Raw genomic sequence first — 22476 nt, forward strand, 5'->3', positions numbered from 1 at the left:
GGCACAACCCTTCGGAGTGTCGCCTGCACCGGCAGTCGAGGCACCCTGTTAGCACTCTCTCTCCAGCATCAAGGATCCAAGAATGGCGAGCGACACCAAGGCGGCCGTCCAAAAAGTAATGGACATGATCAACGAGCACTCGGTCGAGTATGTTGATCTCCGCTTCACCGACATGCGCGGCAAATGGCAGCACACCGCCCAGCATGTCTCGACCATCGACGAGGATGCTTTCGCCGACGGCCTAATGTTCGACGGCTCCTCGATCGCCGGTTGGAAAGCGATCAACGAGAGCGACATGATCCTGATGCCGGATCCGGAAACCGCGGTGATGGATCCCTTCACCGCCAAGCCGCAGCTGATCCTGTTCTGCGACATCATCGAGCCCTCGACCGGCCAGGGCTATAGCCGCGACCCGCGCTCGACCGCCAAGAAGGTCGAGGCCTATGTGAAGGCGCAGGGTATCGGCGACACCATCGTGGTCGGCGCCGAGGCCGAGTTCTTCATCTTCGACAGCGTGAAGTTCGGCACCGGCGGCAATTTCGGCACCTACCAGGTCGAGAGCATCGAAGGCCCCGGCTCCTCGATGAAGGATTACCCCGAAGGCAATATGGGTCACCGGCCGGCCGTCAAGGGCGGCTACTTCCCAGTCGCCCCGGTCGATGGCGACGTCGATCTGCGCGCTGAGATGCTCTCGACCATGGGCGAGATGGGGCTGATCATCGAAAAGCACCATCACGAGGTGGCGCAGAGCCAGCACGAACTGGGCACACGCTTCACCACGCTGACGGCCATGGCCGACCAGATGCAGATCTACAAATATTGCGTCCACAACGTCGCCCATAGCTATGGCAAGACGGCGACCTTCATGCCGAAGCCGATCTATGGCGATAACGGCTCGGGCATGCATACCCACCAGTCGATCTGGAAGGACGGCAAGCCGCTATTCGCCGGCAACGGCTATGCCGACCTGTCCGAGATGTGCCTGTATTTCATCGGCGGCATCATCAAGCATGCCAAGGCGGTGAATGCTTTCACCAACCCCTCGACTAATAGCTACAAGCGCCTGATCCCCGGTTTCGAGGCACCCGTGTTGCTGGCCTACTCCGCCCGCAACCGCTCCGCCTCCTGCCGCATCCCCTATACGACCAGCCCCAAGGCCAAGCGCGTCGAAGTGCGTTTCCCTGATCCGACCGCGAACCCGTACCTCGCCTTCTCGGCAATCGCGATGGCCGGCCTCGACGGGATCAAGAACAAGATCCATCCGGGCGACGCCATGGACAAGGATCTCTACGACCTGCCGCCCGAGGAGCTGAAGGATATCCCGACGGTCTGCGGCAGCCTGCGCGAGGCGCTGCAATCCCTTGCCGCCGACCACGAGTTCCTGCTGCAGGGCGATGTCTTCGGCAAGGATATGATCGAGAGCTATATCGAGCTGAAGTGGAAAGAAGTGTACCGCTTCGAGCATACGCCGCATCCAGTCGAGTTCGAGATGTACTACTCCGCCTGACGAGACATTTCGCCTAGGTCGCGACAAATGAGGGGCTTCGGCCCCTCGTTTTGCGTTTGGCGTCGTTTTCGGTTGGGCGGTCTGATACTTCCTTGTTATTACGAAAACGCCGCATGAATTGAAAACGATGCAGCAATGAGCAGTAACAAATCCGTGTGCCTCGGGAGATCGAGACGACAACCTGGGCTCTCGTAATCCGAAATTAAGTTCCTTCCCGTAGACCATCAGGCATCAACCCATGGTCGGAGCGGAGGAACCTCGTTGGAAGTGATTAAAGGAGGAGGCTGCCGACCGCTAGGACATCGCGTGGGAGAGCAGGACAAATCTACCCATAAAGATGGAAACGTTTTCTATTTGCTTAGTCTTATACCGAACACGATGCTCCAGAAGGAAAAACCGCCGAGCAAAGTCGTGGCCCCGTCGAAGGAGTGCCAGACATCGTATGTGAAACCGAAGACAAAACCGTCACCAGCAAACATCGCGAAGCCATAGACGGATTCGATCGAGCGGGTTGCAGGCAGGACTAGATGTCGCTCACTGGCTGTCCGCCTCTCCCTGCGATCCGGAAGGCGACGAGACGTATAGCAAGCGGGTGTATCCGTTGGCGCCGGCCACCGCGCCTCTCACGTATTCCGCGAGACTATGTGGGCGGAACCGCTATCAGCCCGTGGCGCAACATCGTCTCCTTCATCTTCGCAACGTCGGGAGAGCCGCCTGCCAGAAGGGTCGCCATTTCGCGAAAATAGGCTGGGCCGAGAACACCTGGCGTGAGGATGCAGAGGCAACTCGCGGCCTCCTGCGTGTCGTTTCGGAAGCTGTGCACGACCCCACGCTTGACGAAGATGGATTGGCCCGGATTCAGTACGACATCCTGATCAGCCACGCGAAAGGTTATCGCGCCCGTAAACCCGCAGGCGACCTCGTCCCAGCTTTCGTGATAGTGGGGCACCGGCATGCGAGCATTTGGATGCACCGTCATTTCGAACACGTCGAGACTTCCCCCGGTGTCTTCCTTACTCTGAAGAAACCGCACATCTAGCCCGCCAATGCGAATTATCTCTGACATCTCTTTCTCTTTGCCCGCGGCTCGGTTGGGTCTTGCCTTGAGCGCAGAATGCCTGATTTCAGGCGAGTAAAACACCGAGCGCAAAGGGTCTCTCCTGTTCAGCCATCACCCGGCACGGCGGGCATTGGTCGCTGGGCGCCGGGCGGCGCAGGCAATTGACCGGTTGGGAAGAACGATAGCCTATCGGGTTTGGATTCCTCACAAGGTGCGGAGACCCAGCAGATGCCGAACGCGCTCCTCGTCCCGCTCGCCATCGGCCTATCCATTGTCGGAACGGCGGCAGCCGCTGCCCAGTCCCAGGCGGCCGGAAACTTCGCCGGCCTCATCGATGTCGGCGGCGGTCGCAAGATGTATTTGGAATGCCGCGGGACCGGTTCGCCGACGGTTGTGCTGGTGGGCGGCCTCAAGGCTTCCGCCGGCGATTGGAACATCACCCGGGACAAGGCGCCGACGGTCTTCTCCGCAGTCGCCGATGTCACACGGGTTTGCGCCTATGACCGCCCAGGAACACCTGTCGGAGAGCAGCCGAGCCGCAGCGACCCGGTGCGGCAGCCGACGACGGCGGGGGACGCCGTGCGCGACTTGCATGCCCTGCTTGGCTCGGCGCACGAACCGGCGCCCTATGTGCTTGTAGGGCATTCCTATGGCGGGCTGGTCGCCAAGCTCTATGCGCAGACTTATCCGCGGGATGCCGCCGGCCTTGTGCTCGTCGATGCGCTCAGCGAAGGGCTTCAGGAGGCGGAGACACCGCGGCAATGGGCGACGCAACGCAAGCTAATGGAAGGCGACATAGCGGCGGGCCTGGCGCTCTATCCGGCGCTGGAAAGGATCGACCCGGACCTCAGCTTCGATCAGGTCCGGGCGGCGCCGCCGCTTAGCCTCCTACCGCTCATTGTGCTGTCCGCGGACCGGCCCTGGGGTCCGCAAGTCCCGGCGCTGATCGCCAATGGCACGTTGCCGGCGGATATCCCCCCCAATTTCGGCTACATCACGGATGCAGCACAGAAAAAGGCACAGGATCGTCTGGCCGCGCTGGTGCCGGGGGCCAGGCACATCACGCGCACGAAGAGCGGCCATGAGATCCAGAAGGAGCAGCCCGGCCTGGTAACGGATGCCGTCATCGATGTCGTCAACGCGGTCCGTGCCGGGAAGACGAGCCTGGCCGAATGACGATGAGCGGCTACGCCGTACCGGGCTTGCGGGAGGATGCGCCGCAAAGTATTCATCGCCCCCCGCCCGGCGCTTCACAGAGCCTGCGGCGCCAAAGGACGGCTGTCTGACAGGCGACTGAAACGACTGGCTTTTGGCCGGGTTAGCACAGTGGTAGTGCAGCGGTTTTGTAAACCGAAGGTCGCGGGTTCAAATCCTGCACCCGGCACCAGCGGCTCCGCAAGCGCCGAGGCGCCTTCCCCCTCCCCTCCTAACTCAAAGTGTTGAAAAGGCGGGCGATCCAGGAGATTTCGTAGACCAGACTTCCCGCCACGAAGATTTGGTGGAAGCGCCGGTTCGGCGTCCAGATCGCGATCGCGCAGAGCGCCAGATAGATCGGAACACGGAATAGATATTCCGTGGCGAAAACAGCGAAATGACCCGAGCCCTTGATTCGGCTGTCCACCACATCGAAGAGGATCGTGAGCGCGAAAATGCCGAAGAACCATTTTCGGCGCGAGATGAAGAAATCCTCGTAGCCGGAATATTCGCTGATCGAGTCCGGGAAGAGCAGCGTGCACAGTAGAAAAAGCAGAATCGCATAGCCGATGAGGAAGAGGTAGATCTCGAAGGTCCAGTGCTGGAGATCGATCAGCCGGAACTGCCACCACCAGAAATGTACGAGCGTCAGCAGCAGCATCAGCACCCAGCCGAGATGTACTGGATAGGCTTTGTATTGGCCGGGATGCTGCAGGAGGCGGGCGACGCCGGTGAGCAGCCGCGTGATGCTGAGGCCCAGCACAATGCCCAAGACAATGCGAACATGCTGGAAGATTTCGATGGTGTCCGGGGTGGCGTTCACCTGCGGCCTGCGCGTGTCACTGGAGCCGTTAGCCTATCGTTAGTGGCATCTCGGACATGGCGCAGGTTACGATGAACTCGCCACCTCTGGAGCTTCCCATGATCCGCGACCGATATCCAGCGGATAGTAAACGACAAGAGGCTCGGCGTCTTTTCCTGAAGATGACGACCGCGACCGGCGGCATTCTATTCGCCCAGGGCGCGGGCTTGTGTCCGGCGATAGCCGAGGCCTTGATTCCTCTTAGCTTGCGGGGGCTGGTTGCCAGTCCGCTAGTCGATAGCATGGATCCGCGCGGCCCCATGGGGAAGCCGATTGCGAGCGGCGCTGTCGGACTCAATGGGGATTTCGAGGCCGGCAAACGGCCCGACCTGTTGATCGAGATGCAAGCCAATGGCGGTGACTGGATCCAGTATGGCCTGGTTCACAACCGGCCCGATTGGTGTTCCGTAGGCTGGCGGATCTTTCGCTGGGGCATGAGCCACCAATTGCCGGATGGCAGCTTTCCCGAGGGCAAGCAGCCAGAATTCGGCACCGCCCTGTTCATCGAAGCCTTGGGACGGTCGCTTCTGCTCGCGAGAGAATTCGGCGACACATCGCATGAGCGGGAGTTCGTGCCGGGGGTCGCGAAAGCGGCGTGGTGGATTGGCGCGCATAATTTGGACAGCGATTGGGAGTTGGTCTTCGATCGGCAATTCGCTCATCGGTTCTGGCTTTATGCCGCGGCGCTCGGCGATGCGGGCAAGCTTACCGGGGATGCGCGGCTTCTCGCTATCTCGGGGCAATTCGCTCGGCGCGGAGTGCTCGCTCAGCGCGCGAATGGGGTCGATCCGGAGAAAGGTGGGTTCGATGTGGGTTATCAGGCCGCCGGACTCGTCTTCGCCGCGCGCTACTTGGTTGTGGCGGATAGCTTGGCGGGCCGTGCCGGGATCCTGCGCATGCTGAGGAAGGGGATCGGATGGCTCGCCTCCCGCGTCGAGGCGAATGGCGATGTCGATGGAACCGGCAGCACTCGAATCGGCATAGAGCATGATCGAAGCGGGCGCATCAAACAGGTGTTCTACGGTGTGTTGGTGGAGGCCTTCGGCAGCTACGCTTACGTCTCGGGTGATCACGGCTACGATGCGCTCGCGCTGAGAGTGCGGCGGAGCAAGGGTTTCCGCGATCACTTCGACCCAAGACTGGAGCGGAAGGTGTCGGCCTTGGGTGCGCCGTCGCAGTTGGGGAAGTGAACTCGTTGCGATCGGTTTTTGTGCCACTACCTTTGCAAAGCAGACCGGGGTTGGCACGGCCCACCAACGTCATCCTCCGCGAAGGCCGAGGATCCACGTCTTACTCACGGCGCGAAGGCAAGACCTGTATGCTCGGCCCCTGGTGGGGCGCCCTTCGCCGAGCATGAAGAGCGCCCGTCGGATCGGTCAATGTCCTAGCCGATTGGTATAAGTGCGATTAACGGCGACTCTCGATCTCCTGCATGGCGAAGCTCCAAAAGCCGTGTGGCTCTAGCGTGACGTATGTGAATGTCCATCCTTCGGAGCGTGCGAATTCGCACGCTGCCTGTATGACGCCATATACGTAGGGAGCGACGACATTGCCCACGCAGAAATCGTGCCCCGCAATTGTTCCGCCACTTTTAATTTTTTGCTTGCTTAGCCGAAGCTCCGCTAAAGTGAGCTTATACGAGTGATCTGTGTCAACATAGATCACGTCAAAAAACTGGTCGGGGTATTCGGCAAGTTTTTTCGTAGAGTAGCCTTGATTTATTACTACTCTGCCACCCTTGATTTCACTTGAAAGTCGTTGCCTCACGCGAACTAGACCACGCTCGTAACGCTCGCCCTCCCAAAGATCAATCAGGTGTAGTTTAGCCGGCTGACATCTCGCGAAAATTTGCTCACTAAAAGCGCCTGATGCAACGCCAATTTCGGCAATTATCGCATTCTGCTTCCACGTATCGAGAAGATGCAAGCGACTCGGAAGCACGCGACAATCTTGGGTATGAATCAGCTCCAGTGCTTTGCCGATGATTGATTTTCTGTAATCGTCGCGCCGTGCCGAGTCTGTGTCGTTTTTTTCCAACATTCTAACGCCTCTAAGTTTCGTTTGTTTAGGTAGGGCGTACTGGATGGCTTTTGATCTAATTTAGGAGAAGGTAGGCTTCAGAGAGAAGTTTTCTCGGCAAGTCCCAATTCTCAGCAAGTGCTACCGCCCTCTCTAGCTGGCTTATTGCTTCAGCCGGTTTCTTTAGTCCCAGGAATGCCTGCCCCAAACGAGCTCTTATGGCCGCTCGATAAGGATCATTTCTTCTGGCAATTTGCAAAAGTAACACTGCTGCGTCGAACTCTCTATCTCGAATATGCAGCATAGACCGCTCAAAAAGAGCGTCGTCGAATTCTGGGCGCAGAGCGATCGCTTGGTCGAAGTGGGACGAAGCCTTACTAAACTCGGATAGATCTCGATAATACTTTCCCATCAAGTTGTGACCATATGCCCAGTCATTCCTCAGACACAGCGCTTGCAGAACTTTCCAAATCTCGAAACTTTTCGATCTATGTAGCTGCGACATAATGTCAGAAACAATTTCAACTAGAGAGTTGTCGATCTCTTGTCGTAGGGAGATCTCCGGCACCACAAAATCGGCAAAGGAAGAGTCCGACGGCTCCTCTTCAAACACCAAATCGCTCAGAATCTTGTCAAGCGTTCCTCTGTATTTCATTAAGAGAGCCGGATTGTGACTCCCTGCTTCCATTGCGAGGATTCGAGTATTCTGGGAACCAGACAGGTGAAGGGCGTGAACCATGTCAATTGGAACGCCTTGCGAAACAATGATTGTTCGCTCTCCAGCCCTCACATTCGGTATTTTTCCTAGATCACCGAACTTACCAGGTTCAAATCGAAGAAAATCCTGCCTCCATCTGTCATCGCGTTCCATCGCCCTCAATTCGGCGGTAAGAAAAGATTGCGGTGCGAAGGCAATCGAGTGATCAGCCTCGATAAGATCTCCAAACATAAGGGAGCCGTATCCCCCAAGAGAACTCCCGAGGGTACACACCTTTTGAACCCCGAGTTCTTGGATCGTCACGCGGAGAAACTCGACAACTTGGTCTATTCCATCGAAGCCATCGGCTCCTAGCTGATACCAGCGGCGCGTCGTATCCTTTAGAAAGACTTTGTGGGCGTGTTTGTCAGCGAGTGCGCTCCTGAAATCCCACCTCCCCTCGTAAGATGCAAAAACAACAATCAGATTCGATGCGCCAGGGCAACGCTCTATCAGGATAGGTTGGTAATCCGATTCCGTAGACGCACCCAACGCAGTTCGCACTCCCACATCGCCTATCGTCCCGCTGACGAGGTGGCCTCTGGTGACCGCTCCTGTAGCGAGCGATTGCCGACGCCGCCCCGCCGATAAGGCAGATGCCCTTCTTATTTCTTTATCGTATTCATTTCAACTCAGCATCTTTCTATCGCATGCGACAGATTGCTTTGCTGAAAATGCAACGAAGATCCACCCGCGACGGCCGCTAGAGTCCGCAGTCGTCCAACGCGAGCCCCCCAAACGCAATGCGGATGTCCGACCGCTCGCGGATTCTGACGCAGCGTCCGGCGCGTCTTACAAATAATATTCCGCCAGCGGGGTGAAGCCGTTGAAGGATTGGGCGGCGTAGGTCGAGACATAGGCGCCCGCCGTCTCGATCTGGAGGCGGTCGCCGGCCTTGAGCGACAACGGCAGATGATAGCCGGCCTTCTCATACAGGATGTCGGCGCCGTCACAGGTCGGGCCCGCCAGGACCGCGCGGCCGGTTTCGCTGCCGTCGTGCTCTGTGGTCAGGCGGTAGCGGATAGCCTCGCCCTCCGTCTCGGCCAGGCCGCCGAAACGGCCGATATCGAGATAGACCCAGCGTGGCGCGCCCGGATCGGGGTCGCGCCGGCTCACCAGCACCACCTCGCTTGAGACCAGTCCCGCATCGCCGACGATCGCGCGCCCCGGCTCGATGCCAATCTCCGGCATCGCATGGCCGAAGTGGCGGGCGAGCGCCTGCATGATCGTCTCGCCAAAGCGGTCGAGGCCGGGCACCTCCTCACGGTAACGTACGGGCAGGCCGCCGCCGAGGTTGAGGAAGCCGAGGATCAGGCCCTGGGCCGCGAGCGTCTCGAAGACCAACGCCGCCTCGGCGATGGCGTCGGCATAGGCGCGCGGCTCGGTCTGCTGGCTGCCGACGTGGAAGGACACGCCATAGGGCACCAGCCCAAGGGTCGCGGCCAGCGGCAGCAGGCGGATCGCCTCCTCCGCCGAGGTGCCGAATTTGCGTGAGAGCGGCCAGTCGGCGCCGTCATTGGCAACCATCAGGCGGCAATAGACCCGGCTGCCGGGCGCGGCGCGGGCGATCTTGCGCAGTTCCTCCTCCGAGTCGAAGGCAAAGAGGGAGATGCCCAGGCGATGCGCCCGGAGGATGCTCGACGTCTTCTTCACGGTATGGCCGAAGCTGATGACGCCGGGGAGCGCGCCGGCGGCGAGGCAGGCCTCGATCTCCTCAATCCCCGCGGCGTCGAAGCCGCAGCCGAGGGCGGCCAGCCGCTCGAGGATCGGGCGTGCCGGATTGGCCTTCATGGCGTAGTAGACGCCCGCAGGGGGAACGGCGGCGCGAATCGCGCGGTAGTTATGCTCGACCCGATCGACGTCCAGCACCAGGCAAGGGGTTGCCGGCTGCTCGGAACGGATAAAACGGACGATCTTGGGCGTCATCGCCAAGGCCCCTGTGCTTTGCGCCCGCCGGGTAAAGGCGGCGGGCGAGGTTGCGAAACGGTCGAACGAACTAGCGTCGCTTTGCCAGAACGCTTGACGTCGTTGCGTGACCTGAGGGGCCAGAGGCACGTGCGTGGCTGCGTGGTCGGGGAGATAGACGGCTTGATCTTGCGTCGCAAGGCTCGAATCTTCACACCAGTCGCGCGAAGGGCATGCGATGGCTCGGCGCCGGGCGGGGATAGTGGATGCCGATCGTGAATGGCGCGCTGCGGCGCGAGATCGAGGGACAGCTGAAGACTCCGCGCGGCCGGGTGATCCGGCGGACGGCGGTCGCGATGATCTCGGACTACATGTCCCTCAACGCCGCCGGCTGCGCCTTCTATGCGACGCTCGCGCTATTCCCTGCGGTGACCATGCTGATCTCGATCTACGGCATGGCCTTCGACCCGGTGACGGTGGAACCGCAGCTTGCCTATCTCAAGCAGATCATGCCGGGGGCGGCCTACCAGCTATTATCGGACCGCGTGCACGAGCTTGTGAGCAACCGCAGCGGCACGCTGAGCGCGAGCCTTGTGATCAGTTTCCTGATCGCCTTCTGGTCGGCGGCCTCGGGCACTAAATCACTGATCTGGGCGCTGAATTTCGCCTATCGCCGCAAGGAGACGCGCGGCATGCTGCACTTCCAGGCGCTCGCGCTGGTGATGACCTTCGGCGCGGTTCTGGCGGCGGTGGCGGGGATTGGCGTGCTGGTGGGCTTACCCACCGCGTTCTCGGCTCTGGGCCTATCCAAATATACCGCCCAGCTCGCGCATCTTTGCGGCATCGCGGGGCTATTCGTGTTCGTGCTGCTGATCCTGGTGCTGTTCTACCGCATCGGGCCGGCGCCGCATCCCGATGGGGTCGGGCCGGTTTTGCCGGGCGCCTTCACGGCGGCGGTGCTGTGGCTGCTCGTGTCGGTGCTGTTCTCCTTCTACGTCAGCAACATCGCGAGCTATAGCGCGACCTATGGACCGCTCGGCGCGGCGGTCGGCGTCATGATGTGGTTCTATGTGAGCGCTTATGCGGTGCTATTCGGCGCGGAACTCAACGCGCAGATCGCCCAGGTCCGCGCGCCGGAAAAGCGTCGCCAGAGACGTGCGGCGGAGAGAAGCGCGGAGACGGATGCGCGCATCGAGGCGGCGATGGCGCGGCTGGCGCCAGGCAAAGCGAAGAAGGCGCTGGAGCGCAGGGAGTAGCGGCGCGTCGGACGAGAGGGAGGCCCCCGGAAACCGGCGGGTTTACCTCCAGGTGTTGGGAGCGACTCCCCAACCGTCATCCTCGGCGAAGGCCGAGCATGACGGTAATGGGCCAGAGTCACCGCCAGTTGGCCTTTTACGCCTTGATCTTCCGCCGTGGCTTGGCCTTTGGCGGCTCCGCAGCGGCCTGCGATTTCAGCCGCACCACGCGCGGCATTATTGGACCGCAGCGGCCTTCGCGGAGGCGGTGGTCCCGGCCGACGAGTTCCAGCGCCGGATTGTAGTACGGATCCCCCTCGCGCAGCAGTGTGTTCCACTCGTCCCGCAACCGCTGGTCGTCCTTCGGGTGCTTCAGCGCCGAGCGCGCGATGCGCGTCACGGATTCATGGTGGTAGAGGATGGTGCGGCCATCATAGAGAATCTTGTAGCCCGCGCGGCCGATGCGCAGGCAGAGGTCGGTGTCGTTGAAACCGACGGCGAAGGTCTCGTCGAAGCCGGCAACCTCGGCGAATACGCTCGTCCGCATCATCATGCAGGCAGCGGTAACGGCTGAGAAATCGCGCAGCGCGGTCAGCGAGGCGTTGTAGCCAAGGGCGCGCTGCCCCTCCCCTTCCCAGACGTCATCGAAGCGCAGGGCGTGGTCGGCGAGGCCATTGATGCCGACCACAACCCCTGCATGCTGGACGCGCTTGTCCGGATACATGAGAAGGGCGCCAACGGCGCCGACCTCCGGTCGTGCGGCGATCGACCGCAGCCGTTGCAGCCAACCCGAGTCGATCGCCTCCACGTCGTTGTTCAGAAGCAGCACGAAGGCCGCGCCTTTGCCGTGCGTCCGCACCGCGAGGTTGTTCATGGCGGCGTAGTTGAAGGCGCCTTTGTAGGGCATGACGATGTGCCGCTCGGCGAGCTGTGCCAGGTAGCGCTTGGCGCGCGGCTCCTTGGACTGGTGGTCGATCACCACGAGCCGGTAAGCCTCTACCGGAACCGTGCGCTCGATCGATTCGACGCATTGGCGCAGCACATCGACGCCGTCCTTGGTCGGGATCACGATGAGCACCAGCCCGCCAGGATCCAGCCAGGCGACCTCGAACTGGTTGAATTCGGGCGCGGCGCTGGCGATCGCGGTCGGTTGAATGCGGTCGAGATGGCGCTGGATCGCCGCGGTGGTAGCTGCCATCACCTCGTCGCGCTTACCATGCCCGGTGCTGCCGCCATGGGTGCGCCAGCGATACAGCACGCGCGGCACATGGGCGACGGCGCTGGATTCCTCGATCACTCGCAGGACGAAATCGACATCGGCCGAGATCCGCAGCGAGTCGTCGAAACCGACGCGCTGCGCCACTTCGCGCCGCACCGCGACGAGATGCACGAAATAGGGATGCGACAGATAGTAGTCGTGGCTAAAGGCGGGCCGGGCACGCACGGCCAAAACTCTCGCGGAGTCCTCGCCGGTGATCGCCTCGTCGCTGTAGATCAGGTCTGCGTCGGTCTGCTTCGCCGTCATGACGAGTTGATAGACCGCGTCAGGTTCCAGCACGTCGTCGTGGTCCATCAGCGCGACGAACGGCAGCGTGGCAGCCGCGATGCCGAGGTTGGTGGCGCCAGCGACGCCAAGGTTGCGTGGCGAGCTGATGACGCGGATGCGGGGCTCGGTTAGCGCGAACCAGTTGAGCACGAAGGCAACTTGCGGCTCGGTCGAGGCGTCATCGACGCAGATCAATTCCCAGCGCTCGCACCATTGTGTGCAGACACTACGCAGTGCCTCGATGAGCCACTCGCGCTTAGTGTTGTGGATGGGCATGACGAGGCTGACGCCACCGCCCTCGGTGCGGCGCGCGACGAGCTTGCGCAGCCGGGCGAGCGCGGCAGGCGCGATGCCGCGATCCGGTGCGAGATAGGTTGCCTCGTTCGGGTTGAGACGGGGTTGCAGCGGGCCGCCGTTCAGGAATGTCGGCGTGCCCTCGACGCGAACGCGGATGTCCTTGCCGAGGAGACTGTGCAGGGGCTCGCTGAAGATGATTCGGAAGCCGCAGCGCTCGGTTGGCCAGCCCGCTTCCAACACATCGCGCCGCAGGCCATTGGCGGTCGCGCGACCGACGACGCGGTTCTCACAAAGCGCCTCGACCATGCAGGGCACGTCGGGTTGCGAGAGGTCCGTCACCCAGCCGCAGGCACTATCGCCATCGATCGTGTCGAAGAGGCCGCGGATCGTGGCCGAGACGCTAATCCTGAGCGGACTATTGACCAGGTTGATTCCTGTGTCCGCCAGAACGATTGAGATTTCTTCCCCGTCGGTGACGCTGCCGAAGGCGCCCGTCGGGAAATGGAAGCCACAATGCGTTGCCGCGACGCCGATGCTCGCGAGGTCTGGGCGCGGGTGGTCCGCCGTGACCGTCGCGAGGACGCGATCACCCACCTGAGCCGCGATTTGCAATCGTCGGTCGGGGTCATTGAGATCGGCGGCCCAACCGGTGAGCGCTTCCTGCGAGGCATGCTCGACATAGCCGACGAGGTTGACGTGCTGTTTGCCGATGGTGATGGCGGGATCGATCCGCCAGCCGCCGATTTCCAGAGTTACCGCGGCACCGCCGGGAACCGACGCAAAACTCCGCAGCGGGAGCACGACGCGGTAAAGCGCCCTGCCTTGATCGCCCGGCGCGGCTTCGGACCGAGCGATGCCGTCCACGGCTAGAACATTGTCGTCCGTCATGCCGCGAATTTGGAGCCGGGACAGCAGGCGGCTTGCCAGAGAGACCTCCAGCGACAGATTGCCACCGGCGACAACGACGGCCCGCTCGACCCGAGGGGCGATGATCGATGCGAGCCGCAGGGGCTCCGCGAGCAAGGGCGCACCCGTAGCGGCATCGCGAAAGTTGAGGAAACCGGGCAGCTTCTCTCCGGCGACCGGGATGCGCATCTCCGCGCCCGCGCGCTGCGGGGACAGAGTTGCGACGGGCTGCCCATCCAGCAGAGCCAGCATGCGTGGGGGCAGCCTCGTCTCGGGAGGCCATGTCAGCGTCAGGCACTCGGCCGCGCTTTGCACGACTGGCGCGTCGATGGGCTTTTCGCGCGTGGCGAGGCCCGGGGAAAGCGGTGTTGGCGGCAAGCGCGACCTCCGTCGGAACCCGTCTATCCCTCGCCCGCAGGCGATTGCGCAACCTCTCCCTTCGCCGCCGCGACGGCGCACGCCTGGCGGCTTAGCCAAGCTGCTGGACTAGGAAGATAATTTTGCCAGAGAAATGGATGAGGCGGATAAGGGCCTGGGATCAAAGACCGGCTCGGCGCTAGGCAAGGCGCACCACCGGAAGCTGGGCAAGCCGCGACTCGGGGGCCAGGTGACGCTCTTCCCTGCCCGAACGGGTTGAGAAGAGCGTCGGTGGCAGCGTGCAGCGTCAGCCGATGCGGTTGATGCGGCCGCTATGGGGATCGATGGCGAAACGCGCGATGACCCCGCCATCGCTCGTGGCATAGGCGAAGGCGATGGTGCCGTCGGCCTGGCCGGCGACATCCGTCACCTTCCAGTCGTGATTGCCTTTGGAGAGCAGGATCGCCTGAGCAAGGATCTGTACGTCAGCGACGCTGAGGTGCTTGTCGCGTTGCGGGTAGATCAGACCCCAGGTCACGATCTCATGATGGATACGTTGGATGAGGCCGCGCATCGGCGGCCGCATGCCCCCCGGCCCCATGCCGGGACCGCCGGGACCGCCGGGACCGACCCAGCTCGCGGGACCACCCGGAGCAGGCGGGGGCGGCGGTGCATCTTGGCCAGGCGCGCCGGCATCGGCAAGAAGCATGCCGACCGGTGTGCCGGAGGGCGAGCCCAGCCGCGCTTGTGGCACGGTGGGTGCGGCGGCTGCCGCCGGCGCGGCTGGCTCGGACGACTGAGCGCGAGCGGAGTAGCCTTCCAGTGTCGCGCCGCCCAGCGCGAGGGTAATAATGAGCGCAGTCCCGAAACGTCCCATGAAGGGCTCCTTTGTCTATCGACCAGGCAAAGCTGGCGCCGCTCGGTGTCGGCTTTCGGTCCTGAACGCGACAAATTGCAACAGTGCACGCCAGCTACTGCCAATCCTTAAGCCGCCGACCTATACCTGCAAGTCATGGAGACTCGCCCGCATCTATTAGTCGTGGACGACGATCGCGAAATTCGCGATCTGTTGACACGCTTTCTTGAGAAGAGCGGCTTTAGGATCACTGCGGTCAGAGACTCGCGGGAGGCCCGGCGGGCCTGGACCCGCGGCGCCTTTCACCTTGTCGTGCTCGACCTCATGCTCCCCGGCGAGAACGGCCTCGATCTGGCCCGCTGGCTGCGTGACCAGGAGGACGTGCCGATCGTCGTCCTCAGCGCGATGGGCGAGGAGACCGACCGCATCATCGGCCTGGAGCTGGGGGCTGACGACTATATCGCCAAGCCATTCAACCCGCGCGAACTCATGGCCCGGATCCGCGCCGTGATGCGCCGCGCGCACGACAGCGGCGAATCGCCGGCGCCAGGGGAGCGCGTCGCGCGCCCCGTGACATTCGCGGGATGGACTTTGGAGCCATCGCGGCGTCGGCTGCTGAACCCGGATGGCGTCGAGGTGCCGCTGACCGGCGGCGAATACGATCTCCTCATCGCAATGCTGGATCGCGCCAACCGCGTGCTCACCCGCGACATGCTGCTCGACCTGCTGCGTGGGCGGCAGGCGGGGCCCTTCGATCGCGCCATCGACGTCGCCATCAGCCGGTTGCGCCGCAAGCTCGACGACCAAGGACGTGGCGGGCAGATCATCAAGACGGTGCGTGGGGGCGGCTATGTCTTGGCGACGACGGTGGACCGGCTGTAACCATCTGCTGGTGACCGCGCAGACCAACGCCCGCCGCTCCCTACGTCTCTGGCCCCGCAGCCTCGCGGCGCGGACAGCGCTTGTCGTGATCCTCGGCCTTGTCGTCGTGCAGTGCCTGGGCCTCGGCATCCATACGCTCGACCGGAACGAGTTCGTCCGTGCCGCCGAGCTGCGCGGCCAGACCCTGCGGATCATGACGATCTATCGGGACCTGGTGGATGTGCCCGCTGAGGCCCGCCAGACCCGGCTGGCGAAGCTGGTGCTGCCGCGCAACTTCGCAGCCCTCGTGGCGCCCACTCCGGACACGAAGTCCAAGAGTGCCTTCCCGGCGCCCCCGTCGCTCCGCCGCAGCGTGCTGGTCAATATCGCCGGCTTCCCGTTGCCCCCCGAGTTCCGGCCACGGCGGATCCAGCTCATGGCGGATCCGGACCATCGGTTGCAGATCACCGCGCTGCAAATGCCGCATGGCACAGACTGGCTGATCGTCTCGAGCCCATTGCCGCGCCCTGATGCGCTGCAAGGGCCGGCCTTCCTCGCCGCCTTCCTCGTGATGACCGTGCTCGCGGCGCTGTTGACAATCTGGGCCGTTCGCCGCCTGACCGCTCCGGTTCGTACCCTCGCCGAAGCCGCCGAGCGCCTGGGGCGCGATGTCAATGCCCCGCCTTTGCCCGAGGATGGACCGCTCGAGGTCGCGGCCGCCGCTGCCGCCTTCAACACGATGGCGAGCCGCATCCGCCGCTTCATCGAGGACCGGACGTTGCTGCTGACGGCCATCGGTCACGACCTGCGGACACCGATCACCCGCATGCGGTTGCGCGCCGAGTTCATGGAAGACGACGAGCAGCGCGCGAAGATGCTGAATGACCTGGACGAGATGGAGGCCATGGTCTCCGCCACCCTCACCTTCGGGCGCAATGCGAGTTCCGCCGAACCGCTCTCGCCGGTCGATCTTCCCGAACTTATCCGCACCGTGCTCGACGAGGCGGGTGACGCGGCGCCCGAAACGATCGACCGGCTGAGTTACGAAGGGCCGGACCATCTGACCGCCCAGTTGCGCGGGCGTTCTTTCAAGCGGGTCCTCACCAATCTCGTCTCCAATGCTCTGAAATACGGCGACAGCGCGAAGGTCCGGCTGCTCCTGCCGAAGGAAGGCAGCGATATGCTGCGCGTCGAGGTTCTGGATACGGGCCCTGGGATCCCGCTCGATGACATGGAGCGGGTGATGCAGCCTTTCCAAAGGCTGGAAACGAGCCGCAATCGCGAGACTGGCGGCGTCGGCCTCGGGCTGACGATCGCAAGAGACATCAGCCGCGCCCATGGTGGCGACCTTGTGCTGGCCAACCGGGCGGAGGGCGGCGCACGGGTTACAGTCACCCTGCCGGCATGAGCCGCTCGGTTCTGGTCTATCGCGACGTCATCCTGCCAGCCTCCGAAACCGGTTTCATGCGCCGCCAGTATTGCGGCTTTACGAGGCTCCATCCCATTTGGATCGGCCGCCGCCTGACCGAATTTTCGAGCGGCTTGGATGCGCGGCGGCTGGGGGGTGAAGGCCCGCTCGGTGGCTTGCGGCGGCTTGCCTTCAAGGAGGCCGGGTTAGTGCCGGACCTGGCGGCCCTCGAAGCGTTGAAGCCGATGGCACTGCATGCACAGTTTGGGCGCGGGGGCGCCCTGGCTTTGCCGATCGTGCAGGCGCTTGGGATCCCACTTGTCGTCACTTTCCATGGTGGGGACGCACATAAGAACACCCATTACCGCCGCTTCCCGCCGGGAGTTTTCGCTCGCCGGCTGCCGCGGTTGATCGCGCAGACGCGGTTGTTCGTTTGTGTGTCGGAAAGCGTGCGAGTCCGGCTGATCGAGCGAGGCTTCCCGCGTGAGAAGCTGGTACTCCTGCCGGTCGGCACAGAGATCCCTGAGCCTCAACCGGAGGAGCCGCGCGACGGCGTGCTGTTCGTTGGCCGGTTCGTGGAGAAAAAGGGGCTCGGGACCTTGATCGCGGCACTTCACCTCCTGCGGGCGAAGGGGCAGGAGCCGGCGGCGGTCATTGTTGGTGACGGACCGGAAGCGGCGGTGCGACGCCGCGAGGCCGAGGGGTTGGCGCGCTTGAGCTTCGTTGGCTGGCAGCCCTCCGAGGAGGTCGCGCGTTTGATGCGCCGGGCGAGGGTTCTGGTTGCGCCAAGCCTACGCGCGAGCGGCGGCGACGCTGAGGGTTTACCGAGCGTCGCAGTGGAGGCGATGGCGCTGGGTCTGCCGGTTCTCGCGAGCGACGAGGCTGGTGTTGAGGGCGTCGTGCGGCCGGGTGAGACGGGCGAGATCGTTCCGGCGCGTGATCCGGCGGCGCTGGCGGAGGCAATCGCACACCTATTGGCCGAACCGCACACCCTCGCGGTGCTCGGCACGGCGGCGCGGCGGTTTGTCGTGCAACATCTGGATGCGCGGCGGCAGTCGGCGGCCTTAGAGGAGACGTTGCTTTCGCTCGCGTGAGCGGCGAGAGCCTACGGCAAGCCGACGCCACGGCCGCCCGCGCGGCGCTGCTGGATGACGACGGCGATCACGAGCAAGGCGCCCTGCGCGATATCCTGCCAGAAGGAATTCACGTTCAGGATGATCAAGCCGTTCTCAAGCACCCCGAGCAGGATCACCGCCAGGATCGTGCCGACGATGGTTCCTCGCCCGCCCTGCAATGAGACGCCGCCCAGCGCCGCCGCGGTGATCGACTGAAGTTCAAGTCCCTGGCTGCCGGAAGTCGGTTGCCCCGATCCGGTGCGCGCGGTCAGCAGAATGCCGGCCAGTGCCGCGACGACGCCCACAAGCATGTAGATGCCGATGATGTAGCGGTTGAGCGGAATTCCGGCGAGCCGCGCCGCCGTCGCATTGCCGCCGACAGCGTAGATGTTGCGGCCAATATCCGTGAAGTGGAGCATGAGCTGCACCAGCAGCGCCACGAGCAGCAGAATCCAGATGAGCGCGGGAATGCCGAGGATGTCGCCCCGCGCGAGGAACACGAACAAGTGGTTCATGCCCGTATAGCCCTGCGCCCGGCCATTGGAGACCAGGTTCGCCACGCCGCGATAGGCGGCGAAGGTCGCGAGCGTCGCGATCACCGCATTCACACGGCCATAGATGATGACAACGCCGTTGAGCAGCCCGGTGCAAAGACCCAGCACCAGCGCCGCCGCGATGCCGGCAAGCGCGCTGCCGGTCGACATGAAGACCATCGCGGAGACGACGGAGGTGAGCCCCGCTTGCGATCCCACGGAAATGTCGAGGCCGCCCAGCAGCATCACCACGGTCTGCACGACCGCGAGCACACCGACGATCGCAACGGTGGTTCCGATCGTCGCGATATTGCTGGCGTAGAAGAAGTTGCTGTTCTGCACGCCGATAAAGGCGACAAGAGCCGCGAGTGCCAGCAACAGGCTGACATTCTGCACGCCGATCGTCGCCAGGGCGCGGCGGAACGTGGAAGGATGTGACACGGCCGTCTCGGCTGCGGTCGCGGTCATGCAGCATCCTCCAGGATAGCGAGGCTCAGGATTTTCTCTTCGGTCGCTTCGTCGCGCGTGAGTTCGCCGCGCATGCGGCCGCCTTGCATCACGATGATGCGGTCGGCGAGGCCCAGCACCTCCGGCAATTCGGACGAGATCACCAGGATGGCGCTGCCCTCGGCGGCCAGCTTGTCGATGATGGCGTAGATATCAGCCTTGGCGCCAACATCGACGCCGCGCGTCGGTTCGTCGAGAATCAAAAGCTTGGCCTGCCGGGCCAGCCAGCGCGCCAGCACCGTCTTCTGCTGATTGCCCCCGGAGAGTGTTGAAACCTCCTGCTCGATCGTGGGCGTGCGTACGCGCAGCTCGGCGACGTAGCGGCGGGCGATACGGGATTCCTCGGCACGACTCACGATGTGGAATTTCTGCAACCGGCTGAGCACCGAAAGGCAAATATTGTCGCGCACCGAACGCTTCATGAGCAGCGCTTGCTGCTTGCGTTCCTCGGGCGCGAGGGCCAGGCCGGCGCGCACCGCGTCACGCGGCGAACGCAGATGAAGCGGCTTCTCCTCGACCTCGACACTGCCGGATAGGATGGGCGTGTCGCCTATGACGGCATGCGCGAGTTCCGTGCGTCCGGCGCCGACAAGACCAGCAAGCGCCACCACCTCCCCTGCCCTCACCTCGAAGCTTATGCCGGATACGTCCTCGGTGGTGACGTCACGCAGGCGCAGCACCGTGCGGCCGATCTGGCGGGGGCTGCGCGGGAAAAGCGCCGAGAGGTCGCGGCCGACCATCATGCGGACGAGCTCGCCATCATTGGTCTCCGCGGCGATACGCTCGCCGACGGAGGCGCCGTCGCGCAGCACGAGGATACGCGTGGCGACGCGGAAGATCTCCTTCATGCGATGCGAGACGTAGATCACGGCGATTCCTTCCACCGTGAGCTGGGTGATAAGGCGGAAGAGTGACTCCACCTCGTGATCCGACAAGGAGGAAGTCGGCTCGTCGAAAGCGATGATGCGGGCACCGCCCGTCAGCGCCCGCAGAATCTCGACGATCTGGCGCTGGGCTGGCGACAATGTGCGGCCAAGCTGTTCGGGGCGGATGACACCGGTGAAGCCGTACCGGGCGAGATCCTTCGCCACCTGCGCATAGAGGCCGGTGCGATCGAACAGGCGACCGCGACGCGGCAGGGCGCCGGCATAGACGTTTTCGGCGACGGAAACATCCGGGATGATCTCGGGTTCCTGCACCACCACGCGAACGCCGGACTCGCGCGCCGCATGGGGCGTTGCGAAAATGACGGTCTGGCCATCGACGGTGATGCTGCCTTCGTCGGGCTGATGCACACCGCTCATCAACCGCAGCAGCGTCGATTTGCCGGCACCGTTCTCGCCCATCAGTGCGAGCACCTCGCCGCGCCGCGCCGAGAGCGAGACGCCGCGCAACGCCTGCACGGCGCCAAAACGCTTGGCGACGTTTTCCATTTTGAGGACGACCGGATCAGTCATGGGACGCCTTTCTCTCGCGGCCCGCTGACCCACCCCCGGCCCCTCCCTTCCAGGGAGGGGTGAAGTCAGGCCGCGTGGCCCCCCTCCCTGCAAGGGAGGGGTTGGGGGGTGGGTTTACGACCCACCCCGCGCTCGCCCGCCCTAGCTGCAGCTACCCATGACGCTCTTCCAGTTGCCGGGCGTCACGATCGTCGTCGTCGCGATGGTCTTCGGGGGCAGCGGCGTCTTGTTGCGGATCGAATCCACCAGAACCTTCAGCGCCGCGCTGCCGACATCATGGCCGCTAATGAACAGCGCCGCCTTGTTGCCGGTCGGCTGACCCGCCTGCCAATCCTTGCAGGTGAGATAGCCGCCCAGGCCAACACCGACGATGCCATCGGCCGGAATGCCGGCATTGGCGAGGGCTGTCACGGCACCGGTCTCGCTCTCATCGTTGCAGCCCCAGACGACCCAATGCTTGATCTGCGGATTGGCGGTGACGACGGCCGCCGTGCGGTTCTGCGCGTCCACCACCGAATTGTCGGTGCCGATCTTGATAATCGTCGGCACAGTTCCTGCCGCCGCGAGGAAGCCGGCTTCCTCGCCCTTCTCCCGATCCGCGCAGACGGAAAGCTGCTGCTCATAGGGCGCGGCGACGCGGGTGGTGTCTGCGGTCCAGCCAAGCTGCTTGTAGATATCGCCCGCCGCCTCGCCGACCTTATAGCCCATCTGGTAGCCATCGAAGCCGACGAAAGCCGCGAATTGCCCAGTGCCGCTCTTGATCGGATCATCGGTCGAGACAATCGGAATATTGGCGGTCGTCGCCATGTCGATGACCTGCGGCCCGATCTGCTGATCCGGCACCACGATGGCGATGCCGTTCACTTTCTGGCCGACCATCACGTTCATCGCGCTGATGGCGGCATTGGCATCCATCTGCACGTTGACGACATCGACCTTCACATTGCCCAGCGCTTTGGCCTCGTCTTTGGCGCCCTGGGCCTCATCGACGAAATACTGCTGGTCGCCCTGTTTCTGAATGTAAGCGATCGTCAGCGGCGCATCATCGGCCGCGCGGGCGGCCGAAAACGCCGTCATGCCGCCGGCAAAAACGACGGCGGCGCAGGCGGTGGCGAGAAGTGTCGTGCGTGATTTCATTGTCCGTCCCTTCGCCCTTTGTTGATCGGTGCGGCGCCCGGGCGGCAGCTCCGCAGACTTCCCGCCGGGGATCGGCGGGTCTCATGGCGCGCCGCCAATGCGCACGCGATCCAAGCTGGCTCAGTCATGATAGACGACCGACCGGCCGCCATCGATCGCGATGCAGGCGGCGTTGATGAAAGGTGCCTCGTCGGAGGCGAGAAAAACAGCGGTCATGGCGACTTCCTCGGGCCGCCCGATGCGCTTCGGCGGATGCAGCGCCTCAGCCCGCGCCCTTTCAGCGGCGGGGTCCGGGAAGGTCGCCCAATAGTCGCGGGCGATTGAGGTATCGATATAGCCGGGCGCGATGGCATTCACCCGCACGCCCCGCGCCGCATATTCGATGCCGAGCGAGCGGGTAAGCCCAAGCAGACCGTGCTTCGCGACCGGATAGGGAAAGGTGCCGGGGATGATCGTGCTCGAATGGCTGGAGGCGATGTTCACGATCGAACCGCTGCCTTGCTCGAGCATTCCGGGCAGTGCCGCGCGGCACATGTGCCAGACGCCATCGAGGTCCACCGCGAAGCAGCGGCGCCACTCGGCCTCGCTGGTTTCGAGCGGCTCGTGGAAGACGTTAATGCCGGCATTGTTGACGAGAGTGTCGAGCCGCCCGAAAGCGCCGAGCGCCTGAGCAACCGCCGTTTCGGCATCACGCCGGGCGGTTACATCCATCTCGACGAAGAGCGCGCGTGCGCCTTGCTCCTGAAGCCGTTCCGCCATAGCGGCGCCGGTCTCGGGGTCTTTCTCGGCGATAACGACGGCGGCGCCTTCGCGCGCGAAGCACCAGGCGATCGCTGCGCCTATGCCCCGGCCAGCGCCGGTCACCAAGGCGACCTTGTCTTGCAGCCGTCCCGCCATCAATAGCCCACCGTCTCTGAGGGCGCCGCTAGGCCGACCTCGATACCAACGCAGGGGCCC

The 22476-nt window shown here is 63.4% G+C and carries 18 protein-coding genes and 1 tRNA gene; 8 read left to right on the forward strand and 11 right to left on the reverse strand.

Going from position 1 to position 22476, the window contains the following annotated elements:
• The first annotated feature begins 82 nt into the window (after nucleotides 1–82).
• Entirely contained in the window at nucleotides 83–1507 is a 1425-nt protein-coding gene (glnA, locus tag GSQ83_RS07840) for a type I glutamate--ammonia ligase (protein WP_158802307.1), read from the forward strand.
• Between the two features lie 640 nt (nucleotides 1508–2147).
• Here glnA and GSQ83_RS07845 read toward each other — a convergent pair.
• Nucleotides 2148–2573: a cupin domain-containing protein gene (locus GSQ83_RS07845; RefSeq protein ID WP_158802308.1), complete on the reverse strand. Its 426-nt coding sequence runs from the start codon at nucleotides 2571–2573 to the stop codon at nucleotides 2148–2150.
• A 222-nt stretch (nucleotides 2574–2795) separates the two neighbouring features.
• Here GSQ83_RS07845 and GSQ83_RS07850 point away from each other — a divergent pair, with 222 nt between their 5' ends.
• Together GSQ83_RS07850 and GSQ83_RS07855 are read left to right on the forward strand one after the other, a co-directional pair.
• The gene (locus GSQ83_RS07850; RefSeq protein WP_158802309.1) at nucleotides 2796–3743 is read left to right on the forward strand and encodes an alpha/beta fold hydrolase; all 948 of its coding nucleotides are present in this window, start codon (nucleotides 2796–2798) and stop codon (nucleotides 3741–3743) included.
• A gap of 136 nt (nucleotides 3744–3879) precedes the next feature.
• Nucleotides 3880–3954 (forward strand) — tRNA-Thr (locus tag GSQ83_RS07855).
• Between the two features lie 39 nt (nucleotides 3955–3993).
• Here GSQ83_RS07855 and GSQ83_RS07860 read toward each other — a convergent pair.
• Nucleotides 3994–4584, reverse strand: a complete 591-nt coding sequence (locus tag GSQ83_RS07860; protein WP_158802310.1) for a hypothetical protein — start codon at nucleotides 4582–4584, stop codon at nucleotides 3994–3996.
• A 98-nt stretch (nucleotides 4585–4682) separates the two neighbouring features.
• Here GSQ83_RS07860 and GSQ83_RS07865 point away from each other — a divergent pair, with 98 nt between their 5' ends.
• Nucleotides 4683–5813 carry a hypothetical protein gene (locus tag GSQ83_RS07865; RefSeq protein ID WP_158802311.1) on the forward strand — a complete coding sequence of 377 codons (1131 nt, stop codon included), beginning with the start codon at nucleotides 4683–4685 and terminating at the stop codon, nucleotides 5811–5813.
• A gap of 217 nt (nucleotides 5814–6030) precedes the next feature.
• Here the strand turns inward: GSQ83_RS07865 and GSQ83_RS07870 are convergent, their stop codons facing one another.
• From GSQ83_RS07870 to GSQ83_RS07880, 3 genes are all read right to left on the reverse strand, one after another.
• The gene (locus GSQ83_RS07870) at nucleotides 6031–6663 is read right to left on the reverse strand and encodes a class I SAM-dependent methyltransferase (protein ID WP_216849970.1); all 633 of its coding nucleotides are present in this window, start codon (nucleotides 6661–6663) and stop codon (nucleotides 6031–6033) included.
• Nucleotides 6664–6718: 55 nt separating this feature from the next.
• Nucleotides 6719–7891: a tetratricopeptide repeat protein gene (locus tag GSQ83_RS07875; RefSeq protein WP_158802312.1), complete on the reverse strand. Its 1173-nt coding sequence runs from the start codon at nucleotides 7889–7891 to the stop codon at nucleotides 6719–6721.
• 300 nt (nucleotides 7892–8191) lie between these two features.
• The gene (locus GSQ83_RS07880) at nucleotides 8192–9325 is read right to left on the reverse strand and encodes a type III PLP-dependent enzyme (RefSeq protein ID WP_158802425.1); all 1134 of its coding nucleotides are present in this window, start codon (nucleotides 9323–9325) and stop codon (nucleotides 8192–8194) included.
• A gap of 245 nt (nucleotides 9326–9570) precedes the next feature.
• On the opposite strand from GSQ83_RS07880, the gene GSQ83_RS07885 reads away from it, so the two are divergent.
• On the forward strand, nucleotides 9571–10560 hold the full coding sequence (locus GSQ83_RS07885) for a YihY/virulence factor BrkB family protein (protein WP_158802313.1): 990 nt from the start codon (nucleotides 9571–9573) through the stop codon (nucleotides 10558–10560).
• A gap of 136 nt (nucleotides 10561–10696) precedes the next feature.
• On the opposite strand, the gene GSQ83_RS07890 is transcribed toward GSQ83_RS07885, so the two are convergent.
• Nucleotides 10697–13666: a glycosyltransferase family 2 protein gene (locus GSQ83_RS07890; protein ID WP_158802314.1), complete on the reverse strand. Its 2970-nt coding sequence runs from the start codon at nucleotides 13664–13666 to the stop codon at nucleotides 10697–10699.
• A gap of 286 nt (nucleotides 13667–13952) precedes the next feature.
• The gene (locus tag GSQ83_RS07895; protein ID WP_158802315.1) at nucleotides 13953–14522 is read right to left on the reverse strand and encodes a hypothetical protein; all 570 of its coding nucleotides are present in this window, start codon (nucleotides 14520–14522) and stop codon (nucleotides 13953–13955) included.
• A 135-nt stretch (nucleotides 14523–14657) separates the two neighbouring features.
• Here GSQ83_RS07895 and GSQ83_RS07900 point away from each other — a divergent pair, with 135 nt between their 5' ends.
• The 3 genes from GSQ83_RS07900 to GSQ83_RS07910 are packed head-to-tail and all read left to right on the forward strand — an operon-like array spanning nucleotide 14658 to nucleotide 17864.
• Entirely contained in the window at nucleotides 14658–15383 is a 726-nt protein-coding gene (locus tag GSQ83_RS07900) for a response regulator (protein WP_158802316.1), read from the forward strand.
• Nucleotides 15384–15393: 10 nt separating this feature from the next.
• Nucleotides 15394–16770 carry an ATP-binding protein gene (locus tag GSQ83_RS07905; RefSeq protein WP_254065557.1) on the forward strand — a complete coding sequence of 459 codons (1377 nt, stop codon included), beginning with the start codon at nucleotides 15394–15396 and terminating at the stop codon, nucleotides 16768–16770.
• Nucleotides 16767–17864, forward strand: coding sequence for a glycosyltransferase (locus GSQ83_RS07910; protein ID WP_158802318.1), 1098 nt, complete (start codon nucleotides 16767–16769; stop codon nucleotides 17862–17864). The genes GSQ83_RS07905 and GSQ83_RS07910 overlap by 4 nt, the downstream gene beginning before the upstream one ends.
• Before the next feature lie 11 nt (nucleotides 17865–17875).
• On the opposite strand, the gene GSQ83_RS07915 is transcribed toward GSQ83_RS07910, so the two are convergent.
• The 4 genes from GSQ83_RS07915 to GSQ83_RS07930 form a co-directional block, all read right to left on the reverse strand.
• Nucleotides 17876–18886, reverse strand: coding sequence for an ABC transporter permease (locus GSQ83_RS07915; protein ID WP_158802319.1), 1011 nt, complete (start codon nucleotides 18884–18886; stop codon nucleotides 17876–17878).
• Nucleotides 18883–20382 carry a sugar ABC transporter ATP-binding protein gene (locus GSQ83_RS07920; RefSeq protein ID WP_158802320.1) on the reverse strand — a complete coding sequence of 500 codons (1500 nt, stop codon included), beginning with the start codon at nucleotides 20380–20382 and terminating at the stop codon, nucleotides 18883–18885. The genes GSQ83_RS07915 and GSQ83_RS07920 overlap by 4 nt, the downstream gene beginning before the upstream one ends.
• A gap of 141 nt (nucleotides 20383–20523) precedes the next feature.
• A complete protein-coding gene (locus tag GSQ83_RS07925) occupies nucleotides 20524–21519 on the reverse strand; it encodes a substrate-binding domain-containing protein (protein WP_158802321.1) in 996 nt (331 codons plus the stop codon).
• Between the two features lie 120 nt (nucleotides 21520–21639).
• Complete coding sequence (locus GSQ83_RS07930) at nucleotides 21640–22416, reverse strand: SDR family oxidoreductase (RefSeq protein WP_158802322.1); 777 nt, start codon at nucleotides 22414–22416, stop codon at nucleotides 21640–21642.
• Between the last annotated feature and the right edge of the window lie 60 nt (nucleotides 22417–22476).

This window comes from Acidisoma sp. L85, assembly GCF_009765865.1.
Taxonomy (GTDB): Bacteria; Pseudomonadota; Alphaproteobacteria; order Acetobacterales; family Acetobacteraceae; genus Acidisoma.

Bases quoted from the DNA above. Each gene is read 5' to 3' on its own strand.
- GSQ83_RS07930 (WP_158802322.1), bottom strand. From the start codon at position 22,416: ATGGCGGGACGGCTGCAAGACAAGGTCGCCTTGGTGACCGGCGCTGGC.
- GSQ83_RS07865 (WP_158802311.1), top strand. From the start codon at position 4,683: ATGATCCGCGACCGATATCCAGCGGATAGTAAACGACAAGAGGCTCGG.
- glnA (WP_158802307.1), top strand. From the start codon at position 83: ATGGCGAGCGACACCAAGGCGGCCGTCCAAAAAGTAATGGACATGATC.
- GSQ83_RS07895 (WP_158802315.1), bottom strand. From the start codon at position 14,522: ATGGGACGTTTCGGGACTGCGCTCATTATTACCCTCGCGCTGGGCGGC.
- GSQ83_RS07915 (WP_158802319.1), bottom strand. From the start codon at position 18,886: ATGACCGCGACCGCAGCCGAGACGGCCGTGTCACATCCTTCCACGTTC.
- GSQ83_RS07880 (WP_158802425.1), bottom strand. From the start codon at position 9,325: ATGACGCCCAAGATCGTCCGTTTTATCCGTTCCGAGCAGCCGGCAACC.
- GSQ83_RS07925 (WP_158802321.1), bottom strand. From the start codon at position 21,519: ATGAAATCACGCACGACACTTCTCGCCACCGCCTGCGCCGCCGTCGTT.
- GSQ83_RS07910 (WP_158802318.1), top strand. From the start codon at position 16,767: ATGAGCCGCTCGGTTCTGGTCTATCGCGACGTCATCCTGCCAGCCTCC.
- GSQ83_RS07845 (WP_158802308.1), bottom strand. From the start codon at position 2,573: ATGTCAGAGATAATTCGCATTGGCGGGCTAGATGTGCGGTTTCTTCAG.
- GSQ83_RS07885 (WP_158802313.1), top strand. From the start codon at position 9,571: ATGCCGATCGTGAATGGCGCGCTGCGGCGCGAGATCGAGGGACAGCTG.
- GSQ83_RS07900 (WP_158802316.1), top strand. From the start codon at position 14,658: ATGGAGACTCGCCCGCATCTATTAGTCGTGGACGACGATCGCGAAATT.
- GSQ83_RS07870 (WP_216849970.1), bottom strand. From the start codon at position 6,663: ATGTTGGAAAAAAACGACACAGACTCGGCACGGCGCGACGATTACAGA.
- GSQ83_RS07850 (WP_158802309.1), top strand. From the start codon at position 2,796: ATGCCGAACGCGCTCCTCGTCCCGCTCGCCATCGGCCTATCCATTGTC.
- GSQ83_RS07920 (WP_158802320.1), bottom strand. From the start codon at position 20,382: ATGACTGATCCGGTCGTCCTCAAAATGGAAAACGTCGCCAAGCGTTTT.